At 65.5% G+C, this 22,062-nt stretch carries 21 protein-coding genes and 1 tRNA gene; 14 read left to right on the top strand and 8 right to left on the bottom strand.

Annotated elements, in window-relative coordinates:
* The first annotated feature begins 57 nt into the window (after nt 1-57).
* The 6 genes from Q4G20_RS03605 to Q4G20_RS03580 are packed head-to-tail and all read left to right on the top strand — an operon-like array spanning nt 58 to nt 5,753.
* The gene (locus tag Q4G20_RS03605) at nt 58-1,758 is read left to right on the top strand and encodes a glycosyltransferase family 39 protein (RefSeq protein ID WP_303341992.1); all 1,701 of its coding nucleotides are present in this window, start codon (nt 58-60) and stop codon (nt 1,756-1,758) included.
* On the top strand, nt 1,755-2,576 hold the full coding sequence (locus tag Q4G20_RS03600) for a phosphatase PAP2 family protein (protein ID WP_303341991.1): 822 nt from the start codon (nt 1,755-1,757) through the stop codon (nt 2,574-2,576). The genes Q4G20_RS03605 and Q4G20_RS03600 overlap by 4 nt, the downstream gene beginning before the upstream one ends.
* Entirely contained in the window at nt 2,573-3,298 is a 726-nt protein-coding gene (locus Q4G20_RS03595; protein ID WP_303341990.1) for a glycosyltransferase family 2 protein, read from the top strand. The genes Q4G20_RS03600 and Q4G20_RS03595 overlap by 4 nt, the downstream gene beginning before the upstream one ends.
* A 4-nt stretch (nt 3,299-3,302) precedes the next feature.
* Nucleotides 3,303-3,602, top strand: a complete 300-nt coding sequence (locus Q4G20_RS03590; protein ID WP_303341989.1) for a lipid-A-disaccharide synthase N-terminal domain-containing protein — start codon at nt 3,303-3,305, stop codon at nt 3,600-3,602.
* Nucleotides 3,583-4,992 carry a glycosyltransferase family 39 protein gene (locus tag Q4G20_RS03585; RefSeq protein WP_303341988.1) on the top strand — a complete coding sequence of 470 codons (1,410 nt, stop codon included), beginning with the start codon at nt 3,583-3,585 and terminating at the stop codon, nt 4,990-4,992. Before Q4G20_RS03590 ends, Q4G20_RS03585 begins: the two co-directional genes overlap by 20 nt.
* A complete protein-coding gene (locus tag Q4G20_RS03580) occupies nt 4,989-5,753 on the top strand; it encodes a phosphatase PAP2 family protein (protein WP_303341987.1) in 765 nt (254 codons plus the stop codon). Before Q4G20_RS03585 ends, Q4G20_RS03580 begins: the two co-directional genes overlap by 4 nt.
* Here the strand turns inward: Q4G20_RS03580 and Q4G20_RS03575 are convergent.
* Genes Q4G20_RS03575 through Q4G20_RS03560 form a run of 4 tightly spaced genes read right to left on the bottom strand, consistent with a single transcriptional unit; the run spans nt 5,644 to nt 8,859 of the window.
* The gene (locus tag Q4G20_RS03575) at nt 5,644-6,399 is read right to left on the bottom strand and encodes a glycosyltransferase family 2 protein (RefSeq protein WP_303341986.1); all 756 of its coding nucleotides are present in this window, start codon (nt 6,397-6,399) and stop codon (nt 5,644-5,646) included. The two genes, Q4G20_RS03580 and Q4G20_RS03575, sit on opposite strands and share 110 nt — an antisense overlap.
* Complete coding sequence (locus Q4G20_RS03570) at nt 6,396-6,968, bottom strand: DedA family protein (protein WP_303341985.1); 573 nt, start codon at nt 6,966-6,968, stop codon at nt 6,396-6,398. The genes Q4G20_RS03575 and Q4G20_RS03570 overlap by 4 nt, the downstream gene beginning before the upstream one ends.
* The gene (locus Q4G20_RS03565) at nt 6,968-8,038 is read right to left on the bottom strand and encodes a glycosyltransferase (protein ID WP_303341984.1); all 1,071 of its coding nucleotides are present in this window, start codon (nt 8,036-8,038) and stop codon (nt 6,968-6,970) included. Before Q4G20_RS03565 ends, Q4G20_RS03570 begins: the two co-directional genes overlap by 1 nt.
* A complete protein-coding gene (locus tag Q4G20_RS03560; protein ID WP_303341983.1) occupies nt 8,035-8,859 on the bottom strand; it encodes a UDP-2,3-diacylglucosamine diphosphatase in 825 nt (274 codons plus the stop codon). The genes Q4G20_RS03565 and Q4G20_RS03560 overlap by 4 nt, the downstream gene beginning before the upstream one ends.
* A gap of 253 nt (nt 8,860-9,112) precedes the next feature.
* On the opposite strand from Q4G20_RS03560, the gene Q4G20_RS03555 reads away from it, so the two are divergent.
* Nucleotides 9,113-10,204 (top strand): N-acetylglucosamine-6-phosphate deacetylase, encoded by a 1,092-nt coding sequence (locus Q4G20_RS03555; RefSeq protein ID WP_303341982.1) that lies wholly within the window; start codon nt 9,113-9,115, stop codon nt 10,202-10,204.
* A gap of 75 nt (nt 10,205-10,279) precedes the next feature.
* Here the strand turns inward: Q4G20_RS03555 and lnt are convergent, their stop codons facing one another.
* Both lnt and Q4G20_RS03545 read right to left on the bottom strand, forming a co-directional pair.
* Complete coding sequence (gene lnt, locus Q4G20_RS03550; RefSeq protein ID WP_303341981.1) at nt 10,280-11,800, bottom strand: apolipoprotein N-acyltransferase; 1,521 nt, start codon at nt 11,798-11,800, stop codon at nt 10,280-10,282.
* Nucleotides 11,800-13,902 (bottom strand): DEAD/DEAH box helicase, encoded by a 2,103-nt coding sequence (locus Q4G20_RS03545; RefSeq protein WP_303341980.1) that lies wholly within the window; start codon nt 13,900-13,902, stop codon nt 11,800-11,802. The genes lnt and Q4G20_RS03545 overlap by 1 nt, the downstream gene beginning before the upstream one ends.
* 254 nt (nt 13,903-14,156) lie before the next feature.
* Here Q4G20_RS03545 and argS point away from each other — a divergent pair, with 254 nt between their 5' ends.
* The 7 genes from argS (at nt 14,157) to Q4G20_RS03510 (ending at nt 20,824) form a co-directional block, all read left to right on the top strand.
* The gene (gene argS / locus Q4G20_RS03540; protein WP_303341979.1) at nt 14,157-15,899 is read left to right on the top strand and encodes an arginine--tRNA ligase; all 1,743 of its coding nucleotides are present in this window, start codon (nt 14,157-14,159) and stop codon (nt 15,897-15,899) included.
* Between the two features lie 61 nt (nt 15,900-15,960).
* Entirely contained in the window at nt 15,961-17,076 is a 1,116-nt protein-coding gene (locus Q4G20_RS03535; RefSeq protein WP_303341978.1) for an SPOR domain-containing protein, read from the top strand.
* Nucleotides 17,073-18,056 (top strand): beta-N-acetylhexosaminidase, encoded by a 984-nt coding sequence (nagZ, locus tag Q4G20_RS03530; RefSeq protein ID WP_303341977.1) that lies wholly within the window; start codon nt 17,073-17,075, stop codon nt 18,054-18,056. Before Q4G20_RS03535 ends, nagZ begins: the two co-directional genes overlap by 4 nt.
* Nucleotides 18,057-18,059: 3 nt before the next feature.
* The gene (locus Q4G20_RS03525; protein WP_303341976.1) at nt 18,060-18,860 is read left to right on the top strand and encodes a ScpA family protein; all 801 of its coding nucleotides are present in this window, start codon (nt 18,060-18,062) and stop codon (nt 18,858-18,860) included.
* On the top strand, nt 18,850-19,485 hold the full coding sequence (gene scpB / locus Q4G20_RS03520; protein ID WP_303341975.1) for an SMC-Scp complex subunit ScpB: 636 nt from the start codon (nt 18,850-18,852) through the stop codon (nt 19,483-19,485). The genes Q4G20_RS03525 and scpB overlap by 11 nt, the downstream gene beginning before the upstream one ends.
* A gap of 10 nt (nt 19,486-19,495) precedes the next feature.
* Entirely contained in the window at nt 19,496-19,687 is a 192-nt protein-coding gene (locus tag Q4G20_RS03515; RefSeq protein WP_303341974.1) for a hypothetical protein, read from the top strand.
* 39 nt (nt 19,688-19,726) lie between these two features.
* Nucleotides 19,727-20,824 (top strand): class I SAM-dependent RNA methyltransferase, encoded by a 1,098-nt coding sequence (locus Q4G20_RS03510; RefSeq protein WP_303341973.1) that lies wholly within the window; start codon nt 19,727-19,729, stop codon nt 20,822-20,824.
* Here the strand turns inward: Q4G20_RS03510 and Q4G20_RS03505 are convergent.
* Both Q4G20_RS03505 and Q4G20_RS03500 read right to left on the bottom strand, forming a co-directional pair.
* Nucleotides 20,821-21,885 (bottom strand): 2'-deoxycytidine 5'-triphosphate deaminase, encoded by a 1,065-nt coding sequence (locus Q4G20_RS03505; RefSeq protein ID WP_303341972.1) that lies wholly within the window; start codon nt 21,883-21,885, stop codon nt 20,821-20,823. The two genes, Q4G20_RS03510 and Q4G20_RS03505, sit on opposite strands and share 4 nt — an antisense overlap.
* Nucleotides 21,886-21,948: 63 nt before the next feature.
* Nucleotides 21,949-22,026 (bottom strand) — tRNA-Pro (locus Q4G20_RS03500).
* Nucleotides 22,027-22,062: the final 36 nt, after the last annotated feature.

Here is a 22,062-nt window from a genome sequence, read left to right as displayed (position 1 = left end):
CATTGAAGTGTCGTAAAACTTTGATAATCCGGCGGAGAACTGATTTGGACTTATGCTTTGGATAATTCGCCCCGCATTTCACGCGCCCTGTCTTGGCTGGACGATCTGGCGCGCGTCTGGGCGGGCTTAGCTGCGGTGCCGCGTCTGGCGGTTCTGGCCGTGGTGGCGGTTCTGGTTTTTCTGCCTGCATACAGCACGTTACCGGCAATGGATCGGGACGAATCGCGCTTTGTTCAGTCCAGCCGTCAGATGGTCACGACGGGTGATCTGATCGACATTCGGTTTCAGGACGAACCCCGCCATAAAAAGCCCATCGGCATTTACTGGGCGCAATCGCTGGCGGCTGTGGTGTCCGGGCAGGGGGCGGATGCGCCGCTGGCGGTGTGGCGTCTGCCGTCGCTGATCGGGGCGGTTTTGGCCGTGGTTCTGACCGCCGCGCTGACGGCGCCTCTGGTCGGCGCGGGGCCTGCGCTGATGGGCGGGTTGCTGCTGGCCGCCACGCTGGTTCTGGGGGCCGAGGCGCGCATCGCCAAAACCGACGCGCTGTTGCTGGCGCTGATCGTGGCGGGGCAGGGGGTGCTGGCGCGGCTCCATGCGGGCGCAACCGGGCTGGCCCCGGCGGCTAAGGGGCGCAGCTGGGCATGGGCGTTCTGGCTGAGCGTCGGCGCGGCGGTGCTGGTCAAAGGGCCGATTGCGCCACTGGTCATCGGCATGACGGCGGGTGTGGTCAGCCTGTGGCGGCGGCGCGTGGATTGGCTGGCCCCTCTGGCGCATTGGCCCAGCCTGCTGGCCGGTCTGGCGGTGTTTCTGCCATGGCTGACCGCCATCAGCATCATCAGCGGCGGCGATTTCTGGCGCGCCTCGCTGGGCGACGACATGCTGGCGAAAGCCGCGTCGGGCGTCGAAGGCAAAGGCGCGCCCCCCGGCACCTATCTGGGGATGATGTGGCTGACGCTGTTTCCGGCCACGCTGATTGTGGTGCCTGCCATGGCGGGGCTGTGGCGGAAGAGGGCGCATCCGGCGGTCATGTTTCTGATCGCGTGGATCGTGCCGACCTGGGTCATGTTTGAATTGGTCCCCACGAAGCTGGTGCATTACACGATGCCGACCTATCCCGCGCTTGCCGTGCTGGCGGCGTGGCTGTGGCTGGGGCGCGACCGCGCGCCGGGGCTGGGCCTGCGCCTCGGGTCGGGGGGGACGCTGATCGTGGCGCTGCTGCTGCACGTGGCGGTGTGGGTGTTCGCGCGCGACCTTGGCACGCCCATTGCCGCGCTGTGGCCGATGCTGCTGGGCGCGGTGCTGGCCGCCGTGGCGGGGGCTGCGGCGCTGATCGCCATGCGCACGGATTTTCGGTGGTCGGCGGCGCTGATGGCGGCACTTGCGGGGGCGGTGCTGCATGGCGCAGCGTTCACCACGCTGGCGCGCATCCCGGCGATCTGGCCGACCGAACAGATCATGACGCACGCCATCCCTGCGGCCCTTGCCCGAGGATGTGCCGCGCCGCATCTGACGGGCTGGGGCTATAACGAACCGTCGCTGGTCGTGCGTGCGGGACGGGATACGCGCCTGTTGTCCGGGGAACAGGCGCTGCCGGATGATGTGCTGGCCGACCCCTGCGCGGTGATTGCACTTGATAATCAGCGTGTTATCGTTGATATCCCGCAGGGGCTGACCCAGATCGCAACCTTTGACGCCTTTTCACTGGGCGCAGGGCGGCGGGTCGCGATACGCCTTTACCAACCCGCAGGTGCGCCATGACCCTGATGTCCCCCGAAAAACCGCGCAAACGGGCGTGTTTGTGGAGCTGGTGGCGCGCGCAGCCGGTCGCGCAGCGGGGCGTTCTGATCGCGTCCGCCCTGTTGGCCATGGCGGTGTTGCTGGATGCGCCCGTCAACCAACTGGCCCGAGGAATGGACGCAAGCACCCTGTCCGCCCTGCGTCTGGTCACGGAAATCGGGGACAGTTTCTGGTCACTTTTGGGCAGTCTGATCCTGATTGCGCTGTTCTGGGGCGCGTCACGGTTCGCGGGCTGGCGCGACCGGGCGGTGCTGCGATTTGCGAAATCACAGGCGCTGTTTGTGTTTACGGTGGTGGCGGTGACGGGGGTGACGGCGTCGCTGATCAAAAACACCATCGGGCGGGCGCGGCCCTATACGTTAGAGCCTGCGCAGGTCATGGCCTTTGATCTGGGGGCGTTCAATGCCCGCTGGGCCAGCTTTCCATCGGGCCATTCCACCACGGCACTGGCACTGGCGGTTGCGCTGTCGCTGTTATGGCCGCGTTACCGGGTGGCGTTTCTGTGTCTGGGCGCCTGGGGCGCGGCCAGCCGGATGCTGATTGGCGTGCATTGGCTGTCGGATGTGTTCGCGGGCGCGATGCTGGGGGCGTTCGGCGCGGTGCTGATCTATCGCCGCATGTCCGCGCGTGGGATCGGGTTTCGCCGGCCACAGTCGCGCGCCTCGTTTGCCCCTCTGCGCCGAAAACGATTGCCCCCGACCGCCGCCCGGATATACGCGGCACTCAGCCACGCCACCCGTCGCGGGGTCGCCCGCATCCGACATAAGGATCCCGCATGACTGCCTTTTCCATCGTCATTCCCGCCAAGAACGAAGCCGAGAATATTACCGAATTGCTGACCGGCATCGCGTCCGCCTGCGACCCGTTGGGCGCGTATGAAATTATTGTTGTCGATGACGCATCCGATGACGGGATGGCGGGCGTTTTGGCCAGCCTGCGCCCGCAGATGCCGCAATTGCGGGTGCTGCGGCATGACCGTTCGGGCGGGCAATCGGCGGCGGTTCATTCGGGCGTGCGCGCATCCGTCGCGCCCCTGATCGCCACGCTGGACGGAGACGGTCAGAACCCGCCGCATGAATTGCCGAACCTGCTGGCTCCGCTGCTGAACGACACGACCGGGCGGCTGGGGCTGGTCGCAGGGCAGCGCGTGGGCCGTCAGGATACGGCATCCAAACGCTGGGCGTCGAAATTCGCCAACGGCTTGCGCGCGCGCATCCTGCGCGACGGCACGCGCGACACCGGTTGCGGGCTCAAGGCGTTTCGCCGCGACGGGTTTCTGAACCTGCCCTATTTCGACCATATGCACCGTTATTTGCCCGCGCTGTTCAAACGCGACGGCTGGGACATTGCGCATATCGACGTGACGCACCGCGCCCGAGGCGGCGGCCGGTCCCATTATTCCAACCTGCAACGCGGGCTGGTCAGCATTGCTGATCTGGCGGGCGTGGCGTGGCTGTTGCGCCGCCGCAAAAAGGCGCAACCGACCGAAGTAAAGGGCTAAGCCGATGGATTGGCTGATGAATTTCTTTGCCGTTCAGTCCCGCGCCGAATTGTGGTGGGTGGTGTTCGGCTTTGCCGCGCAGTTGATGTTTACCGCGCGTTTTCTGGTGCAATGGATCGCGTCGGAACGGGCGCGCGCGTCGATCATGCCGGTGGCGTTCTGGTATTTTTCGCTGCTGGGCGGGATCATGCTGCTGGCATATGCCATTCATCGGCGCGACCCGGTGTTCATCATGGGGCAGGCTTTGGGCGTGCTGATCTATTCCCGCAACCTGTGGCTGATCCATGCGCCCCGGCGGGACTGACCGCTGGTTGCCCGTCGCGGCGGGCATCGTCGCGGTTGCCGTGGCGCTGCGTCTGCTGTCGCTGGCGCTGTCGCCCACGGATGTGTTCGTTGATGAATCGCAGTATTGGTTATGGGGCCAGCGGTTCGATTTCGGCTATTATTCCAAACCGCCCGCGATTGCGTGGCTGATTGGGGCGGTCACGACTCTGGCAGGGTCGGATGCGGCGTTCTGGCTGCGCGCGCCTGCGCCGGTGCTGCATGGGATCACCGCGCTGATTCTGGCGGGTTTGGCGGCGCAGATAGCGGGGGCGCGCGCGGCGATCTGGACGGCGGCGGTGTATGTCACGCTGCCCTTTGTTGCGGTCGGCTCGGCGTTGATTTCGACCGATACCGTCATGGCGCCGTTCTGGGCCGGGGCGCTGCTGTTTGGCTGGCGCGCCGCACAAGGCGGTCGCGCGCGTGATGCCCTGATCGCCGGGCTGTGCGGAGGTGCCGCGTTTTTGGGCAAATATGCAGCGATGTATCTGATCCCCGGATTGGCACTGGCCGCGCTGTTCAGCCCGGTTTGGCGGCCCGGCTGGCGCAATGCCGCGCTGATGGGGCTGGGCTTTGCCGCTGTGGCTGCGCCGAACCTGATCTGGAACATGGCGCATGATCTGACCACCTTTGAACACACGGCGGATAATATCGGCTGGGTCCGGCATGGCGCGGGGCTGAACCTGTCATCTATGGCCGAATTTGCCGCCAGCCAGTTTGCGGTGTTCGGGCCGGTGACCATGGCCGCGCTGCTGGTGGCGATGATCCGGGCGCGCGGCGCGCAGGTGGGGTTGGTGATGCTGACCCTGCCGCCGCTGGTCGCGGTTCTGACGCAGGCGCTGTTGGACAAAGCCTATGCCAATTGGGCGATTGCGGCCTATTTCGCGGGAACGGTGCTGGTGGTGACGGCGCTGTCCGCACGGTGGTTGCGGGTGGCGGTTGCGGTCAATCTGATCCCCTCGGTTCTGCTGCCGGTGCTGATCGCGGTTGCGCCGTGGCCGGTGGTGAACGGGCAGCCGGTGCTGGTGCGCTATCTGGGTCGTGCGGATCTGAGCCAGCAGATCATCGCGGCGGCGCAGACGCAGCGGGCGGCGGTTCTGGCCGTTCACCGCGATATTCTGGCCGATCTGTTCTATACCGGCCGCGATGCGGGCGTGGCGTTTTACGCGCCCCAGCCGCAAGGGCGGGCGCGGAATTATTACGAACAAACCTTTGCCATCCCCGACGCGCTGACCGGGCCGGTGCTGGTGGTGGCGGGTGCGGCCCCCTGTCCGGGGGCGCAGCCGATCCCGCTGACCGGGCGCGGCGTATGGCAAGGCCGCGCCTTGTCCGCGTGGCTGACCGACGCCGATTGCGCGCGGGGGGTGCGGTGAAGCTGCCTCTGATCCCGCGCGACCCGGAAACGGGGCGCATGATGGCCCGGCTGAGCGGGCGGATCATGCGCGCCAGCCTGCTGGGGTTGTTGCTGGCGGCGGTCCTGTTCACGCTGTGGCCCGGGCTGGACCTGATCATCAGCGGGCAATTCGGATCACGAAGCGACGCCTTTCCCGTGGCGCGCAGCATCGTGGGGCAGGGCTGGAGGCAGTTCTTCATCGCCAGCACCAGCGGCGTGATGGTGCTGGTGCTGATCCTGCTGATCGCTGTTATGATTGCGCGCCGCCGGAGGGTGGCACGGTGGTGCGATTGCCGTGCCATGGGGTTCGCGATTGCGGCCTATGCCATCGGGCCGGGGCTGTTGATCAATGTGCTGCTCAAGGATCACTGGGGCCGCGCGCGTCCCGTGCAGATCACCGATTTCGGCGGATGGGCGCAGTTCACTCCGCCATTGTCGCTCACGGATCAATGCCTGCGCAATTGCAGCTTTGCCAGCGGCGAAGGCAGCGCCTTGGCCGCCATGGCACTGATCGTGCTGTTGCTGATCTGGCCGCGACTGACGGCGCGGGGGCGGATGGTCGCGGGGGGCGTGGCGGCCACCTATGTCGTGGCCGGGTCGATGCTGCGCGTCGCCTTTGGCGGGCATTTTGTCAGTGATGTGGTGTTTGCGGCGCTGTTGATGGGCGTGGTCGTGCCAGCAATTTATAGGATGTTCCTGCCGCGTCCGGCAGCGTCACCCGCAAGGCCCGCATTGCACTGATCTGCCGCATCAGGGTGATCGGCCCATGGACGTGGAACATATCCGCCAGCATCCCGACATCGCCGCGCAGGCCCCGCCAGAACCCGTATTTGCGCCGCTTCAGCGGGCTGGACACGCCCGGCCATGGCACCACGGCCAGCGGCAGGCGGCCATCGGTTAACAGGTGGTTCAGAAACACCTCGAACCCGAAAGGCGGCAGGCCGGGCAGCGCATCCAGATAGGGCAGCAACAATGCGCGCGGCACCACCCGTTCGCCGGAAATGTAATCCAGCCCGATGCGTTTCCACAGCGCGGGCGCATTGCCGCGCAGGCTGATCGTCACCGCCGCCTGCCCCGACAAAGCGGGCGCGATCAGCGCGGAAATATCCTCGGCGCGCAAGCCGATCAGGTCGGCGTCCAGCAACAGCACGAAATCGCCCCGCGCACAGGCCAGACCCCGCGCAAGCGCCGCCGTTTTGCCGCCGTTTTTCGCCTGACGAATGACGCGCACCCCCGGCACGGCGGCGGCTTGTATCGCGGTATCATCGGCGGAACCGTCATCGACGACGATCACCTCGGCCAAGGCCGGATGGCGGGCGGCGATGCCGGCGACGGTGGCGATGCGTGGCCCTTCGTTAAAGGCGGGGATGATGCAGGTCACAGTCACGGCGTTTGGTCCCCCAGTAATTTGCGGCGCGCGACCCACAGGCCCGCCCCCGCGACAATCAGCGCCAGCATCAGCAACGATCCGCGCGCGATCCAGCTTTCGACCTGATCGGACACGCCGCCAAAGCTGTAGCCGATAATGACAAAGAACAGCGTTTTCGGCATGGTGGCAATGGTGTTCCACAAAATGAACCGCCCAAAACCAAAACGTGAAGCCCCCGCCGCGACCAGCACCGCCAGACCCGCCGAATGGGTCAGTTTGCCCAGCACCAGAATACGCGCGCCGTTGCGCCGGAACTGGTTTTTCAGCACGCGGCGGCGGGCGGGTGTCAGGCCCAGCCGTTTCTGCCAGCGGGGCGACAGCCCGTGACGGCCCAGCCAGTAAAAGCCCGCATCCCCGACCACATCGGCCACGACGCAGACGATATACACGCCGATGATGTTCATCAGCCCCTGCCGCGCGAACCACGACGCCACGACCGTGACAATCGGACCTTCCAGAATCGAGATCGGAAACAGAACCAGCAGGCCCCAATCCTGAATAATCCGTTCGATCGTGGTCAGGTCCATTATGCGTCCTTTGCGTCCGTAACGGCGTTTCCGCGCCATGTCAGCGCGCCGCCCTGACGCCAGCCCGCGGCCCAAATGGGCCACAGCAACGCATCGCGCGTCACCCATGCCGCCAGATCAACCGCGCCCGCAGGCCAGCCCGCGCGCCGCGCCAACAACCATTCCGCGCCATACCACAGCGCCAGAAATGCCGGGATTGCGGCGGGCCACGCCCCGGCCAGCAGCAACAGGGGCAGGGCGGGGGTGGTCAGAGCCTCGGACGCGAAAATCATTGGAAAGCCTGCACGCCGCAGCCGCGCCCAGCGGATTTGCCGCCCCAGAACCTGCGCCCGGCTGCGCGGTCCCAGAGGTTGCGCAAAGGGGCGCGGCGTCAGCCTCACCCGTCCGCCATCTGCGCGGGTCAGTTTGGTGGATGCCACATCCTCGGCCAGGTCATGCCCCAAAGCGGGCAGCCCGCCCTGCGCGTTCAGCCAGTCCAGCGGATAGGCCAGCGTTTTGCCCTGCGCGAAACCATTGCCCAGACTGTCGCCCGCCAATTGCCAGCGGGCCTGATAGGTGTTCAGAAACCCCGCTTCGACCCGCGCCCAGAACGTTGCGGGGTTGGTGCCGCAGGCGGGCGATGACACCATGCCGCGCCCCCGCCGCGCCATCACCACGCGCAGATAATCCGGTGGCAACAACAGGTTGCTGTCGGCCATGACCACCCATTCGCCCGCCACCAAAGGCCACCCGCTGGCCAGATTGTTCAGCTTCGGATTGCCGGTGATGACCTGTTCCGGCCCGGTCAGATGCGCGTCAACGCCCGGATGCGCCGCCATCAAACGCCGCAGCAGCGGCAGCGCCGGGTCATCGTCGCGCTGCACGCAATGGATCAGGCGATAGCCCGGCGCGTCCTGCGCAAACCCCGATGCCAGCGTCTGTTCGATCCCATAATCCAGCCCGCAGACCGGACGAATCAGCGTCACCTGCGGCATATCGGTTTCCCGGCGCACAGGCCGCGACATCCGCCACAGAACAATCGCAATCGTGACCAGATGCACCGCCAAAAGAACACCGGCCAGCAGGATCATCCCGCAACCAGTTCCGAGCGCATCTCGGTGGTGGCCTCGGGCGTGTCGGCCCAGCGGATCAGCCGCAGCGCCCCCTGCGGCGTTTCCATCACGACGGTGCAATGTTCGACCCAATCGCCGCAATTCACATACAGAACGCCGTGATCGGTATGCAGCGCCGGTTGGTGGAAATGCCCGCAGACAATGCCGTCAAAGCCGCGCCCGCGCGCCTTATCCGTCAGGCGCACGGTGAACCGATCCCGCGCCCGCATCATCCGGTTGAACCGCGCAAGGGCCGTTTCCAGCCCGTCCCAGCCGTCGCGCCCGACCCGCTGACGGATCAGGTTAATGCCCAGACCCAGCCGGCGGATGCCGCTTTCCAGCCAGCTGCCCGCCTTGGACAACATCGACAGGCGTTCGGAAAAAATATCGCAGCTGTCGCCATGCGTGACCAGCAGCCGCCGCCCATCCGGCAGACGATGGGCCGCATCGCGGCGGATGTCAAAGCCGAACAGCTCGGTCCCGATATGGTGGCGGAAAAAGGCGTCGTGGTTGCCGGGGATAAAGATCACCCGCGCTCCCATACGCGCCCGCGCCGTCAGCAATTGCAGCACCGCATGATGGCTGTCGGGCCAGTTGCTGCCCAAAGGCCGCCATGTGTCGATAATATCGCCCACCAGATAAATGGTTTCGGCGTCGTGCTGTTCCAGAAAGCTCAGCAGCAGCCGCGCTTTGCACCCCATGGCGCCCAGATGCAGGTCGGACAGAAAAATCGCCCGCATCCGTTCGTTCGGCGGATGCTGAACCGCATCGGTCAAAAAGGGCAGCCTGCCGTCATCCATCCTGTTGCCCGCCTGTGGCCCTGCGTCGCTTTTCCAATACGGTCCCTGTGTGACGGGAATGTGTAATTTCCCCGCACAAAGCCCCAAAGCCCGCGAAAATCAACCCATGCTGTTCAGAAAGTGACTGATTTTGACGGGCTGCGGCGCGGTGTCGCTTGCGGCGGTTGCATGTGCCGGGCAATGTGTTAGGCGCGCCGGTGGTGCAGCGGTCCCGCGCGTGGGTGGATCGCAGGATAACAGGGCAGAGGGTAACATGCTGATTTCGGCTGACTATATTTACGCAGATGGCGCGCTGCGTCCCGATATGGCGATTGAAACCGACGGTCTGACGATCACCGCGCTGCGCCCGTTGGGTCGTGATACCGCCGACCAGCACCATCACCTGATCATGCCCGCCTGCACCGATCTACAGGTGAATGGCGGCGGGGGCGTGATGCTGAACAGCACGCCCACCCCCGACGGCATCCGCGCGATCCGCGACGCCCATGCGCGTTTGGGAACCGGGGCGATCCTGCCCACCGTGATCACCGACACGCCCGACATCATGGAATCCGCCGCCGATGCCATCATCGCCTGCATGGGCGAAGCCGGTATTCTGGGCATCCATATCGAAGGCCCGCATATCAACCCGGTGCGCAAAGGCACCCATAACGCCGATTACATCCGCCCGCTGGACGACCGCACCATGGCGGTGCTGCGCCGGTTGCGCGCGGCAGATGTGCCGGTTTTGCTGACCCTCGCGCCCGAAGAAACCGATCTTGCCCTGATCCGCGCGGCGGCCGATCTGGGGGTGGTGGTGTCCGCCGGTCACACCATGGCCACGGCCGATCAGGCGCGGCAGGGGATGGCGAACGGCGTCACCATGTTCACCCATTTGTTCAACGCCATGCCGCAAATGAGTTCCCGCGACCCCGGCGTGATTGCCGCCGCGATCCTGTCGGATGCGTGGTGCGGGATCATCGCGGACGGCATCCATGTGGATTGGGACATGCTGCGGATTGCTTTGGCCGCGCGGCCTCGGGACGACCGGACCTTCATCGTGTCGGACGCCATGGCGACGGTGGGCGGGCCGGATCATTTTAACCTCTATGGTGCCGATATTTATGTGCGCGACGGGCGGTTGGTAAACGCCGCCGGTTCATTGGCGGGGGCGCATATCGACATGGTGACCAGCCTTGCCAATCTGCACCGCCATGCGGGCGTGCCGTTGGATCGCGCGATTTTCATGGCGACGGATGCGCCGCGCGCGGCCATGGGGCTGCCGGGGCTGAGCGTCGCGGCGGGCACGGCTTTGCGTGATGTGATTGGGTTGGATGGGGATTTGCGTTTGGTGTCGGTTGTGTGAGGGTGGCGCTGTTCTGGTGAGGGGGCAGGGGGGCCAGCCCCCCATCCGCGTGCCGCGGATTCCCCCCGGGATATTTTAGCCAAGATGAAAGCGGCGGCGGGTTGTGGCCGCGAGCGTGAGCGCCAGCAGGATCAGCAGCGGCGTGTTGCCCCAGCGGGTCCATACCGTTTCGGGCAGCGCGCCGGGCAGGGGGGCGTCGATGATGCCGCTTTCGTTCAGGGGCAGCGTGGCGCGGAGCGTGCCGCGCGCGTCAATCACCGCGCTGACGCCGGTATTGGCGCTGCGGATCAGCGGTAAGCCGGTTTCGATGCTGCGCAACTGCGCCTGTGCCAGATGCTGATACGGTCCCGAAAACTGGCCGAACCACGCGTCATTTGTGGCCTGTAACAGCCAGCCGGGGCGGGTGGGCAGGGCGCGCAGATGGTGGGGAAAGATCGCTTCGTAACAGATCAGGGGTTGAAAATCGGGGGCGCTGTGGCCGTGCATAATCGCCGGGCCGGGGCCGGGGCTGTAGCCGTTGCCTTGTTGCGCGGCGAATGCGGTGATGCCGATGCGCGCCATCTGATCGCCCCATGGGATGTATTCCCCAAACGGCACAAGGTGGAATTTGTCATAGGTTTCTGTGACCTGGCCGCCCGGTGCGATTGTGGCCAGGCTGTTGTAGAACCGCGTTCCCTGCCGTCTCTGGATGCCAAGGATCAGCGGCGCATCGGCGGCCTGTGACATGATCGGCAGCAGATCACCCGCTTGATCCAGCAGGAAATTGACCGCCGTTTCCGGCCAGATGACCAGATCGCGGTCGCCCGGTGTGGCCGACAGGTCCAGCAGGCGCTGAAAAAACACGCGCGCCCATTCGGGATCCCATTTCAGGGCTTGGGTCGCATTGGGCTGCACGATGCGAATCTGGGTGGTCGTGTCAGGTGGCAGGGGCGCGGCGAGGCGGGCCAGACCACCCGCCCAGATGGCCGCGATCAGCAGGGTGGCCGTGGCTGCGCCCGTGGCCGCGCCCGGCACCAGACCCGCGCGGGGCCGCCACAGGGCCGTGGGCAGCGCGGCGGCGGTCAGCGTCAGCGCCGACAGGCCCAGTGCGCCGGTCAAGGCGGCGGTTTGCGCAACCGGCGTGTTCACCCAAACCTGCCCGATTTGCGCCCATGGAAAGCCGGTAAAGATCCAGCCCCGCAGCCAATCCGACAGCGCCAGCATCGCCGCAATCGCCACGGCCTGCGCGCGCCATTGGGCGGTGAGGCGCGCGGCGATCCATGCGGGGATGGCCCAGAATAACCCTCCGCCAAGCGCCATCAGGATCAGGGCAAAGGGCGCCATCCAGCCGTAAATGTCAGGTTCGACCAGAAACGGTTCGACAATCCATGACAGCGACAGGGCGAACCAGCCCATGCCCGCCGCCATAGCGTGCCAGAACACCGCCGCCGGGCGTGCGCGGGCCAGCCGCCAGATCAGCGCGGCCAGTGCGACCGGCGTTGCCGTCCAGATCCCGAAGGGCGCAAGGCCCAGTGCCGCGACCGCGCCCAGCACCAGATCGGGCCAAAGCTGCCGCAGGGCGGGGCGGTCCCGGCGGGGCAGGCGCGGGGGGCGCATCAACTGGCCGAGGCGTCCCCGTCAGCGGGGGCCGCGTCGGTGGTTTCGGCTGCTGGTTCGACCTTTTTCCGGCGGGTGCGTTTGGGCTTTTCCGCCGGTTCTGCGGGGGTTTCGCCGTCAGCGGTTTCCGCCGGGGCTTCGGCCTTTTTACGGCGCGTCCGTTTGGGTTTTTCGGCGGGTTCAGCCGGGGTTTCGGCCTCGGTGGTTTCCGCCGTCGGTTCGGCTTTTTTGCGCCGGGTGCGTTTGGGTTTTTCCGCCGGTTCGGCGGGTGCGGGCGCGGGCGCGTCGCCGTCAGCGGTTTCCGCCGCCGGTTCGGCCTTTTTCCGGCGGGTGCGTTTGGGTTTTTCGGGCGCAGCCTCGGCGGGTTCCGCTGCGGGTTCAGCCGGGGTTTCGGTGGTAGTTTCGACCGGCGTTTCGACAGCCGGAGCCGTCTCGACCGTGTCAGCGGGGGCTTCGGTCACCTGAGTTTCGGGCGTGTCGGCAGCATCGGGCGCGGATTTGCGGCGGCTGCGCGAACGGCGCGATTTCGTCGGCTTGTCGGTTTTTTCCGGCGCAGCCTCAACGGTGTCGGGGGTGTCCTCAACCTCGGGCTGGGAGGCGGCGCGTTGAATCGCCTCGAAGCTGGGGCGCAGATCGACCAGCATAAATTCGGGGACGTGATCGCCCATGCCGGTGACCTGATGGCCATTGTCACGACCGCGACGGTCGCGGCGGTCGTTTTGACGGTCGCCACGCTGATCGTTCCGCTGATCGTCGCGGCGTTCGTTCCGCTGATCATTCCGCTGATCCGCACGCGGTTCGTCGCGGCGTTCAACAGGTTTTTCCTCGGCCCGGTCGGCGCGATCGTCGCGGCGGTCACCTTTGCGGCGGCGGTCGCCCCGGCCATTGTCGCGGCCGTTTTTGCGGTCATCGCGTTCGCGGGGTGCCGATTGCGCGGCTGATGACAGCGCAAAACCTTCGGGTGCGTCGGCGCGGGGCAGGGTCTGTTTGACCAGCTGTTCAATCGCCGTCAGGTATTTTTCATCCGCCGGGGTGGCCAGACTGACCGCGGTTCCCAGACGACCGGCGCGGCCCGTGCGGCCGATGCGGTGAACGTAATCTTCGGCATGGCTGGGCAGGTCATAGTTGAACACATGGCTGACCGCCGGAATGTCCAGACCGCGCGCCGCCACATCCGAGGCAATCAGCAATTTTAGCCCGCCGTCGCGGAAGGCGTCCAGCGTGCGCATCCGCTGGCTCTGGTCCAGATCGCCATGGATGGGTGCCGCGTCATAGCCGTGTTTCGACAGCGATTTCGCAACAATATCCACATCGGTTTTGCGGTTGCAGAAGATGATGGCATTGGTCAGGCCCTCGCCCTCGGCGTCGATCAGGGCGCGCAGCAATTCGCGTTTTTGTTTCGCGCTTTGGTCGCGGCGGGTGGGGGTCAGTTCGACCAGCCGCTGCGTGATGGTTTCGCTGGTCGTGGCCTGACGCGCGACTTCGATCCGTTCGGGGGCGTGCAGGAAGGTGTTGGTGATGCGTTCGATTTCCGGCGCCATGGTCGCGCTGAAAAACAGGGTCTGGCGCGTGAACGGCGTCAGTTGGAAAATACGCTCAATATCGGGGATAAAGCCCATATCCAGCATCCGGTCGGCTTCGTCCACGACCATGATCTGAACGCCGGTCAGCAGCAATTTGCCGCGTTCAAAATGATCCAGCAACCGGCCCGGCGTCGCGATCAGCACATCCACGCCGCGATCAATCAGCTTGTCCTGTTCGCCAAAGCTGACCCCGCCGATCAACAGCGCCTTGGTCAGTTTCGTATGCTTGGCGTAAATGTCAAAGTTTTCAGCCACCTGCGCGGCCAATTCGCGCGTCGGACACAAAACCAAAGACCGAGGCATCCGCGCGCGGGCGCGCCCACGCCCCAACAGCGTGATCATCGGCAGGGTGAAACTGGCGGTTTTGCCGGTCCCGGTCTGGGCGATGCCCAGAACGTCGCGCCCATCCAATGCGGGCGGAATCGCGCCCTGTTGAATGGGGGTCGGGGATTCATAGCCAGCTTCGGTGATGGCTTGCAGAACTTTGGGGTCCAGTTTCAGGTCCGAAAATTTGGTCATTCAGCTTTCCAAATATGCCCGCTGTCATCGCGGGCGCGTTCCATGGCCGCAGGCGTGCCAGCCTGTTTCGGCGGTGATGGGACGCAATACCGGACGCCCCGCCTGTTGCCCGCCGGATGCAGGCCCCGCACCCCCTAGACGAAACCCCGCCCCGCGTCAAGATTTGGCCTTAAAAACGCGCGGTTTCGGGCGCGGGGCGTTGACGCGGGGCGGGCTGTGGCGTTAACCCGCAGGGATAGATCAGGATGCCCGATATGAACCTTTTTACCGATCTGCGCGGCGTTGTCGTCGATGCACTGGACCAGATGACCGCCGCGGGCGAATTGCCCGCCGGTCTGGATTTTTCCAATGTCGCGGTCGAGCCTCCGCGCGATCCGGCGCATGGCGATATGGCCACGAATGCCGCCATGGTGCTGGCCAAACCCGCCGGGATGAAGCCGCGCGACATCGCCGACAAACTGGCCGCGCGCCTGACCGATCCCCGGATTGCGGGGGCCGAGGTCGCGGGACCGGGGTTCCTGAACATCCGCCTGTCGCCGGGCGTCTGGCATGACGTGATCCGGTCGGCCATTCAGGCGGGCGATGATTTCGGGCGGTCCGATATGGGCGCGGGTCAGCGCGTGAATGTGGAATTTGTCAGCGCCAACCCGACCGGCCCGATGCATGTGGGCCATGTGCGCGGCGCGGTCTTTGGCGATGCTTTGGCGCGGCTGTTGGATTTCGCGGGCCATGATGTGACGCGCGAATATTACATCAATGATGGCGGCGCGCAGGTGGATGTTCTGGCTCGGTCCGCGTTTGAACGGTATCGCGAGGCGAACGGTCTGGAACCCGAAATCCGCGAAGGTCTGTATCCCGGCGATTACCTGATCCCGGTTGGGCAGGCTTTGGCGGAAAAATACGGCGACAGCCTGCTGGACAAACCCGAATCGGATTGGCTGGCCGAGATTCGCGAATGTGCGACCGCCGCGATGATGGACATGATCCGGCAGGATCTGGCCGCGTTAGGCGTGACGATGGATGTGTATTCATCCGAAAAGGCGCTGTATGGCACCGGCAAAATCGAAGCCGCCATCGGGCGTCTGGAAAGCATGGGCCTGATCTATCGCGGCGTGCTGGAACCGCCCAAAGGCAAACTGCCCGAAGATTGGGAAGCCCGCGAACAATTGCTGTTCCGCGCAACCGCGCATGGCGATGATGTGGACCGCCCGATTCAGAAATCGGACGGGGCGTGGACCTATTTCGCGCCGGATATTGCGTATCACTGGGATAAGGTCGAACGGGGTTTTGATCAGTTGATCAACGTCTTTGGCGCGGATCATGGCGGTTACGTCAAACGCCTGACCGCCGTGGTCAAGGCGCTGTCCGATGGCCGCGTGCCGCTGGACATTAAACTGATCCAGCTTGTTAAGCTGTATAAGAATGGCGAACCGTTCAAGATGTCCAAACGCGCCGGCACCTTCGTGACCCTGCGCGACGTGGTGGACGAAGCGGGCGCCGACGTGACCCGGTTCATCATGCTGACGCGCAAAAACGACGCGGCACTGGATTTCGACTTCGCCAAGGTGTTGGAACAGTCCAAAGACAACCCGGTCTGGTATGTGCAATACGCATCAGCCCGCGTTCATTCCGTTCTGCGCCGCGCGACCGATGCGGGAATCGACGTGACCGATTCGGCGCTGTCATCCGCGAATCTGTCCGCGATCAGCCATCCGGCGGAATTGGAACTGGCCCGCAAGGTGGCAGAATGGCCACGCTTGGTCGAACATGCCGCGCGCGCGCATGAACCCCACCGGGTCGCATTTTTCCTGTATGACATCGCGTCGGACCTGCATTCGCTGTGGAATCGTGGCAATGACGATCTGTCGCTGCGGTTTGTGCAGGATGGCGATTCCGCAACGTCTCAGGCAAAAATTGCACTGTTGCGGTCGGTTGGCGTTGTTATTTCAAGCGGTCTGGGTATCCTTGGCGTAACTCCGGCGACAGAAATGCGTTAACGCAGCCCGCCGGACCACCAAGGCAGACACAAACCCGGATCAACCGGCAGGCAGGCAGGCTATGGCAGTGATGGATTTCCGCGAAGGCGGGTATGTTTTCGCGCGGCACAAAGTGCAGCGTCAGTTTTCCTATGACCAACAGGGATGGGACGATGCCACAGGCGCGCCGGGGGCGTCGGCCTCGGCTGGGCTGATGGGGCGCGTCGGGCGGTTTACCCAATATATGGGCGCGTTCGCGTCCGTTGGTTTGGTGATCGTGATGGGCGTGTGGGGCTGGCAATTGGTGTCGCGCGACGTGTCCGGCGTGCCGGTCATCCGCGCGATCGAAGGCGCGGCCCGCACCACCCCCGACGATCCGGGCGGGCAATTGACCGCGCGCACCGGCATGGCGGTAAACAATGTCGCGGGCGGCACGGCGGCTGCGCCGACGACCGAGGTTGCGATTGCGCCCGCGCCCGTCGATCTGACCGACGAAGATGTGGCCATGGGCGCCTTGGGTGCAACCGCGCATGAACCCGCGCAGATGTCGGAAACGGCGCTGAATTTCGACGGCGCGCCCATCGTGCCGATGTCGGACGCCGAAGCCCGCGAATTGGCTCAGGCCGAGGCTGACCGCGCCGCCGCCGATCAGGCCGTGGCGCAGGCCGAAATCATCGACGCCCCCGCCGCGGATGGCGCGATCACCGATGTTGTGACCGACGAATCCGGCGCGTCGCAGGCGGATGCGATTGCGCAGGGTCTGGCGCAGGCTCAGGCCGAGGCGAACCCCGGCGTTCTGACCGCATCGGCCCGCCCCGCGCCGCGTCCGCGCACGGTGCGCGTGGCACAGGCGGCGACGGTTGCGACCGATGCGCGCCCGGCGGCTGCGGCTGCGGCAACCCCGGCGGCGACCCCGGCACCGACGCCCGCGCCGGTTGCGGCGACGACCGCCAGCGGTCCCGTGGTTCAGGTCGGCGCGTTCGACAGCAAAGCCATTGCCGAATCGCAATGGGGCCGGTTGTCGGGGCGCAATGCCTCGCTGTTTTCGGGTAAATCGCCGGTGATCCAACAGCATCAGGCGAATGGCCGCACCTTCTGGCGGCTGCGGGTCGCGGGCTTTGGGTCGTTGTCCGAAGCGCGGCAGTTCTGTTCCGCCCTGCAATCGGGCGGCACGGATTGCCTTGCCCTGAACCCGTGACGCATAACGCAACCATTCTGGGCGGCATCGCCGGGGTCAGCCTGTCCCCCGACGAGGCCGCCTTTTTCCGTGACGCCGACCCGTGGGGGTTCATCCTGTTCGGGCGCAATGTCGAAAGCCCCGACCAACTGCGCCGCCTGACCGGCGATCTGCGCGCCTGTCTGGGCCGCGATGCGGTCATCACCGTGGACCAGGAAGGCGGCCGCGTGCAGCGTCTGCGCGGTCCCGACTGGACCGAATGGCCCGCGCCGCTGGATCAGGCGGGGGCGGGCGCGCGGGCGATGTGGCTGCGATACAATCTGATTGGTCAGGAACTGCGCGCGGTCGGAATTGACAGCAATTGCGCGCCGACGCTGGACGTGGCGCAGGACGACACCCACCCCTTTTTGCGCAACCGTTGTTTCGGCACCGACCCGGCGACGGTGGCGGAACTGGGCCGCGCGGCGGCGGATGGGATGCTGGCGGCAGGGGTGCTGCCGGTGATGAAGCACATGCCCGGTCATGGTCGCGCGATTGCCGACAGCCACCACGATCTGCCCGTGGTGACAGCGGGCGCGGATGATCTGGAGGCACTGGATTTCGCGCCCTTCCGCGCCTTGGCCGATCTGCCGATGGGGATGACCGCGCATATCCGATTCACCGATCTGGACGATGCGCCCGCCACGGCATCCGCGCGGATGATCGGGCTGATCCGCGACCGGATCGGGTTTGACGGGCTGCTAATGACGGATGACATCACCATGAACGCGCTGTCGGGGACGCAGGCCGACCGCGCCGCCGCGTCCATTGCCGCCGGTTGCGATCTGGTGCTGCATTGCAACGGCTCGATTTCCGATATGGAACCCGTAGTCGCCGCTGCTGGTGCGATGACGCCGGATGCGCAGCGCCGCGCCGATGCCGCCCTGTCGCGCCGTCATGTTCCGGTCCCGGCGGATTTCGATGCGCTGATGGCGGAATGGCGCGCCCTGACGGGGCTGTGACCCGTGGCGCGCCCGCCTGAACCGCGTCTGGATTTCGACGCCGAATCGGTCGCGCAGCGCCGCGCCGATGAATCGCTGATCGTGGATGTGGACGGCTACGAAGGCCCTCTGGACCTGCTGCTGACGCTGGCGCGCACGCAAAAGGTGGACCTGATGCGGATTTCCGTTCTGCATCTGGCCGAACAATATCTGGCCTTTGTCGAACAGGCCCGCGCGCTGCGCATTGAACTGGCCGCCGATTATCTGGTCATGGCGGCGTGGCTGGCATTCCTGAAATCGCGCCTGCTCTTGCCCCCCGATCCGCAGGCCGAAGGCCCATCGGCGCAGGACATGGCCGCGCATCTGGCGTTTCAACTGGAACGGCTGGCCGCAATGCGTCAGGCGGCAGAACGGCTGATGGGCCGCGACCGGCTGGGCTTGGCGCGGTTTCAGCGTGGCGCGCCGGAAACCGTCGCCCGACAGCGCCGAACCGAATGGCAGGCGGGGCTGATTGACCTGATGCGCGCCTATGCCCGGTTGAAAACGCGGGACGAATTCCGGCCCTATGCCTTTGACCGCAAAGATGTTTTCACGATGGAACAGGCATTGGACCGGATGCGCCGCCTGATCGGCTTTGCGGGCGAATGGACCGATCTGTCGGTGTTCCTGCCCGAAGGCTGGGAATCGGACGGCAAACGCCGCCGCAGCGCGACCGCCGCGACCTTTGCCGCCGCGTTAGAGCTTGCCCGACAGGGGCGGCTTCAGATACGGCAGGCCGATACCTTTGCCCCGATCAGTTACCGCCAAAAGCCCGATGACCGCTGATTTCCCCATTCCCCTTTACGAACAGGAACGCATGGTCGAGGCGATCCTGTTCGCCGCCGCCACCCCCCTGACCATGCGCGACCTGACCGCGCGCCTGCCCGCCGGTTGCGACGCCCCCGAGGCCGTGGCATCCCTGCGTCGCGCCTATGCCGGGCGTGGGGTGGTGCTGGAACGGGTGGGGGATGGCTATGCCTTTCGCACGGCGGCCGATCTGTCATTTCTGATGCAGACCGAAACCGTGGATCAGCGCCGCCTGTCGCGCGCGGCCACGGAAACGCTGGCCATCATCGCCTATCACCAGCCCGTCACCCGCGCCGAGATCGAGGAAATCCGCGGCGTCGCCGTCAGCCGTGGCACGCTGGATCAGTTGATCGAAATGGAATGGGTGCGCATGGGGCGGCGGCGGATGACGCCGGGGCGTCCGGCAACCTTTGTCGTCACCGATGCGTTTCTGGATCATTTCGGGCTGGAATCGGCGCGCGATCTGCCGGGGCTGGCGGAACTGCGCGCCGCCGGTTTGCTGGAATCACGGCCCGCGCAGGGGATGCCCCCCCTTGTGCCGCGCGATGCCGATGACGATATACAGCCCACCGACCCCGACGATGATCTGTTCGCCGACGAATAAGGAACCGCCAATGAATATGAACCAAATCATCAATATGTTCACCCGGCTGGTCATGCGCCGCGCTATGAATTGGGGCATCACGAAGGGCCTGCAAACCATGTCGCGCGGCAAATCGGATCAGCCGCAAACGCCCGCGCAGAAAAAACAAACGCGCGAAATGGCCCAGCGGATGCGCAACCTGAACCGTATGAACCGGCGCTGACCTCTTACCTTTGGCGCGCGGGCGGGATAGGGTCCGCCGATGGATAGCATCTTCGACATTTTTCTGGTGGCGACGCCGGGGCTGGAATCCCCTTTGGCGGCCGAGGCCACCGAACTGGGATGGCAGCCCGTCATTCAACCCGGCGGCGTGACCATTCGCGGCGGCTGGCCCGATGTGTGGCGCGCCAATCTGCATCTGCGCGGAGCCACGCGGGTTCTGGCCCGCATCGGCGGGTTTCGCGCCATGCATCTGGCGCAGTTGGACAAACGCGCGCGCAAATTCCCCTGGGCCGATCTGCTGCGCGCTGATCTGCCGGTGCGGGTGGAAACCGTCTGCCGCGCGTCGAAAATCTATCACGCGGGTGCGGCGACACAGCGCATCGAACGCGCGATCACCGAAGAATTGGGCGCGCCCATCACCCCCGACGCGCCCATCGTGATCAAGGCCCGGATCGAAGATGATCTGGTCACCTTCAGCGTCGATACCACCGGCGAATCGTTGCACAAACGCGGGCATAAACTGGCCGTCGCCAAGGCCCCGATGCGCGAAACCATGGCCGCGATGTTCCTGCGCGAGGTGGGGTTTGACGGCTCGCAACCCGTGCTGGACCCGATGTGCGGGTCAGGAACCTTTGTGATCGAGGCCGCCGAAATCGCCGCCGGTCTGCCCGCCGGACGCAGCCGCAGCTTTGCCTTTGAAGAATTGGGCAGCTTTGACGCGCAGGCGTGGGCCGCGTTGCGCGCGCCGGTCACGCCGCGCGATACCGGGCTGCGGTTTTACGGCAGCGACCGCGACGCGGGCGCGATCCGGGGCAGCATCCAGAACGCCGAACGCGCCGGGGTGGCGGGGCTGACGCAGTTCACCTGCGCCCCGGTCAGCGACCTGCAACGCCCCGACGGCCCGCCGGGCATCATCATGATCAACCCGCCCTATGGCGCGCGGATCGGCAACAAAGGCCCGCTGTTCGGCCTGCACGCCGCCATGGGCGAGGTGTTTCGCACTCGGTTTTCGGGGTGGCGCGTGGGGATTGTGACATCGGAACAAAGCCTTGCCCGCGCCACCGGGCTGAACCTGACCGGCGGGCCGGTCGTGGCGCATGGCGGGCTGAAGGTGCGGCTGTGGCAGGGGGTGGCTTAGCGGAACTGTTTGGCCAGCTTCAGCCCCTGACCCTGATAATTCGACGCAATATCCTGACCATACAGACGTTCAGGCCGCGCGGCCATGCGTTCATAGACCAGCCGCCCGACCACCTGCCCATGTTCCAGAACAAAGGGCGCTTCGTGGCACCGCACCTCTAACACGCCGCGCGCGCCGCGCCCGGTGCCGATGCCGAAACCGGGGTCAAAAAACCCGGCGTAATGCACCCGAAATTCGCCGACCATGGCCAGATAGGGGGCCATTTCCGCGGCGTAATCCGCCGGGATCGCCACCGATTCGCGGCTGACCAGAATATAAAACGCCCCCGGATCCAGAATCAGGCGGCCATCCTGACTGTGCAATTCATCCCAAAAATCGCGCGCGTCATAGGCGCCGATGCGGTCCAGATCAATCACGCCGCTATGCGGGCGGGCGCGGTATCCGACCAGATCGCCCGCATCGGGGCGCAGATCGACCGAAAAGCCCAGACCCTGATCAATCAGCGCCGGTCCCGCAACCAGCGGTTCGCGCGCGTTCAAATCCGCCAGTTCGGCATCCGACAGCACCGCCTGACCGCGCCGCAGCCGCAACTGGTTCAGCCGCATCCCCGGACGCACCAGCACGGAAAAACTGCGCGGGCAGATTTCGGCATAAAGGGGTCCGTCATAGCCTTCGGGCAGGCGGTCAAATTCGGTCCCGTCATCGGTGACCAGCCGGGTCAGCAAATCCAGCCGCCCGGTTGATGATTTTGCGTTCGCGACCGCCGTTAACCCAGCGGGCAGGCGCAAGCGTTCAATCAGCGGGATCAGGTAAACGCAGCCGCGTTCCAGAACCGCGCCGCCGGACAGGTCCATCTGATGCATCTGAAAATCGGCCAGCCGGTCGGTGATCCGCTGCCCGCGCCCGGCCAGAAAACTGGCCCGCAGGCGATAGGCCGTGGTCCCCAGCCGCAAATCCAGACTGGCCGGTTGCACCTGTTCGGGAATGATCGCCGGGTCTGCGGTAATCGTGCCGCCCGCGATCAAGTCGCGGATTTCGCTGTCGGAAAGAACGCCGTTCATCACATCACCCCAAGCCGGAAAAGGGAAACGCCTGCCCCCATGCAGGGACAGGCGTTTTCGGAATGGTCGGGCCGGCGAGATTCGAACTCGCGGCCTTCCGCCCCCCAGACGGACGCGCTAACCAGGCTGCGCCACGGCCCGACCCGCACCGTATAGGGCCAAGTTGCCCCCCAGCAC

Origin of the sequence: Paracoccus sp. (in: a-proteobacteria), assembly GCF_030538495.1 — a bacterium.
In the GTDB taxonomy this organism is placed as follows: Bacteria; Pseudomonadota; Alphaproteobacteria; order Rhodobacterales; family Rhodobacteraceae; genus Paracoccus.
Note: the sequence above shows the minus strand (reverse complement) of the source record. Positions and strands in the feature narration are given on the sequence as shown.

Excerpts from the sequence above, each read along its gene's own strand:
- Q4G20_RS03600 (WP_303341991.1), top strand. The coding sequence starts at position 1,755 with ATGACCCTGATGTCCCCCGAAAAACCGCGCAAACGGGCGTGTTTGTGG.
- Q4G20_RS03595 (WP_303341990.1), top strand. The coding sequence starts at position 2,573 with ATGACTGCCTTTTCCATCGTCATTCCCGCCAAGAACGAAGCCGAGAAT.
- Q4G20_RS03590 (WP_303341989.1), top strand. The coding sequence starts at position 3,303 with ATGGATTGGCTGATGAATTTCTTTGCCGTTCAGTCCCGCGCCGAATTG.
- Q4G20_RS03585 (WP_303341988.1), top strand. The coding sequence starts at position 3,583 with ATGCGCCCCGGCGGGACTGACCGCTGGTTGCCCGTCGCGGCGGGCATC.
- Q4G20_RS03570 (WP_303341985.1), bottom strand. The coding sequence starts at position 6,968 with ATGGACCTGACCACGATCGAACGGATTATTCAGGATTGGGGCCTGCTG.
- Q4G20_RS03565 (WP_303341984.1), bottom strand. The coding sequence starts at position 8,038 with ATGATCCTGCTGGCCGGTGTTCTTTTGGCGGTGCATCTGGTCACGATT.
- Q4G20_RS03560 (WP_303341983.1), bottom strand. The coding sequence starts at position 8,859 with ATGGATGACGGCAGGCTGCCCTTTTTGACCGATGCGGTTCAGCATCCG.
- Q4G20_RS03555 (WP_303341982.1), top strand. The coding sequence starts at position 9,113 with ATGCTGATTTCGGCTGACTATATTTACGCAGATGGCGCGCTGCGTCCC.
- lnt (WP_303341981.1), bottom strand. The coding sequence starts at position 11,800 with ATGCGCCCCCCGCGCCTGCCCCGCCGGGACCGCCCCGCCCTGCGGCAG.
- Q4G20_RS03545 (WP_303341980.1), bottom strand. The coding sequence starts at position 13,902 with ATGACCAAATTTTCGGACCTGAAACTGGACCCCAAAGTTCTGCAAGCC.
- argS (WP_303341979.1), top strand. The coding sequence starts at position 14,157 with ATGAACCTTTTTACCGATCTGCGCGGCGTTGTCGTCGATGCACTGGAC.
- Q4G20_RS03535 (WP_303341978.1), top strand. The coding sequence starts at position 15,961 with ATGGCAGTGATGGATTTCCGCGAAGGCGGGTATGTTTTCGCGCGGCAC.
- scpB (WP_303341975.1), top strand. The coding sequence starts at position 18,850 with ATGACCGCTGATTTCCCCATTCCCCTTTACGAACAGGAACGCATGGTC.
- Q4G20_RS03515 (WP_303341974.1), top strand. The coding sequence starts at position 19,496 with ATGAATATGAACCAAATCATCAATATGTTCACCCGGCTGGTCATGCGC.
- Q4G20_RS03510 (WP_303341973.1), top strand. The coding sequence starts at position 19,727 with ATGGATAGCATCTTCGACATTTTTCTGGTGGCGACGCCGGGGCTGGAA.
- Q4G20_RS03505 (WP_303341972.1), bottom strand. The coding sequence starts at position 21,885 with ATGAACGGCGTTCTTTCCGACAGCGAAATCCGCGACTTGATCGCGGGC.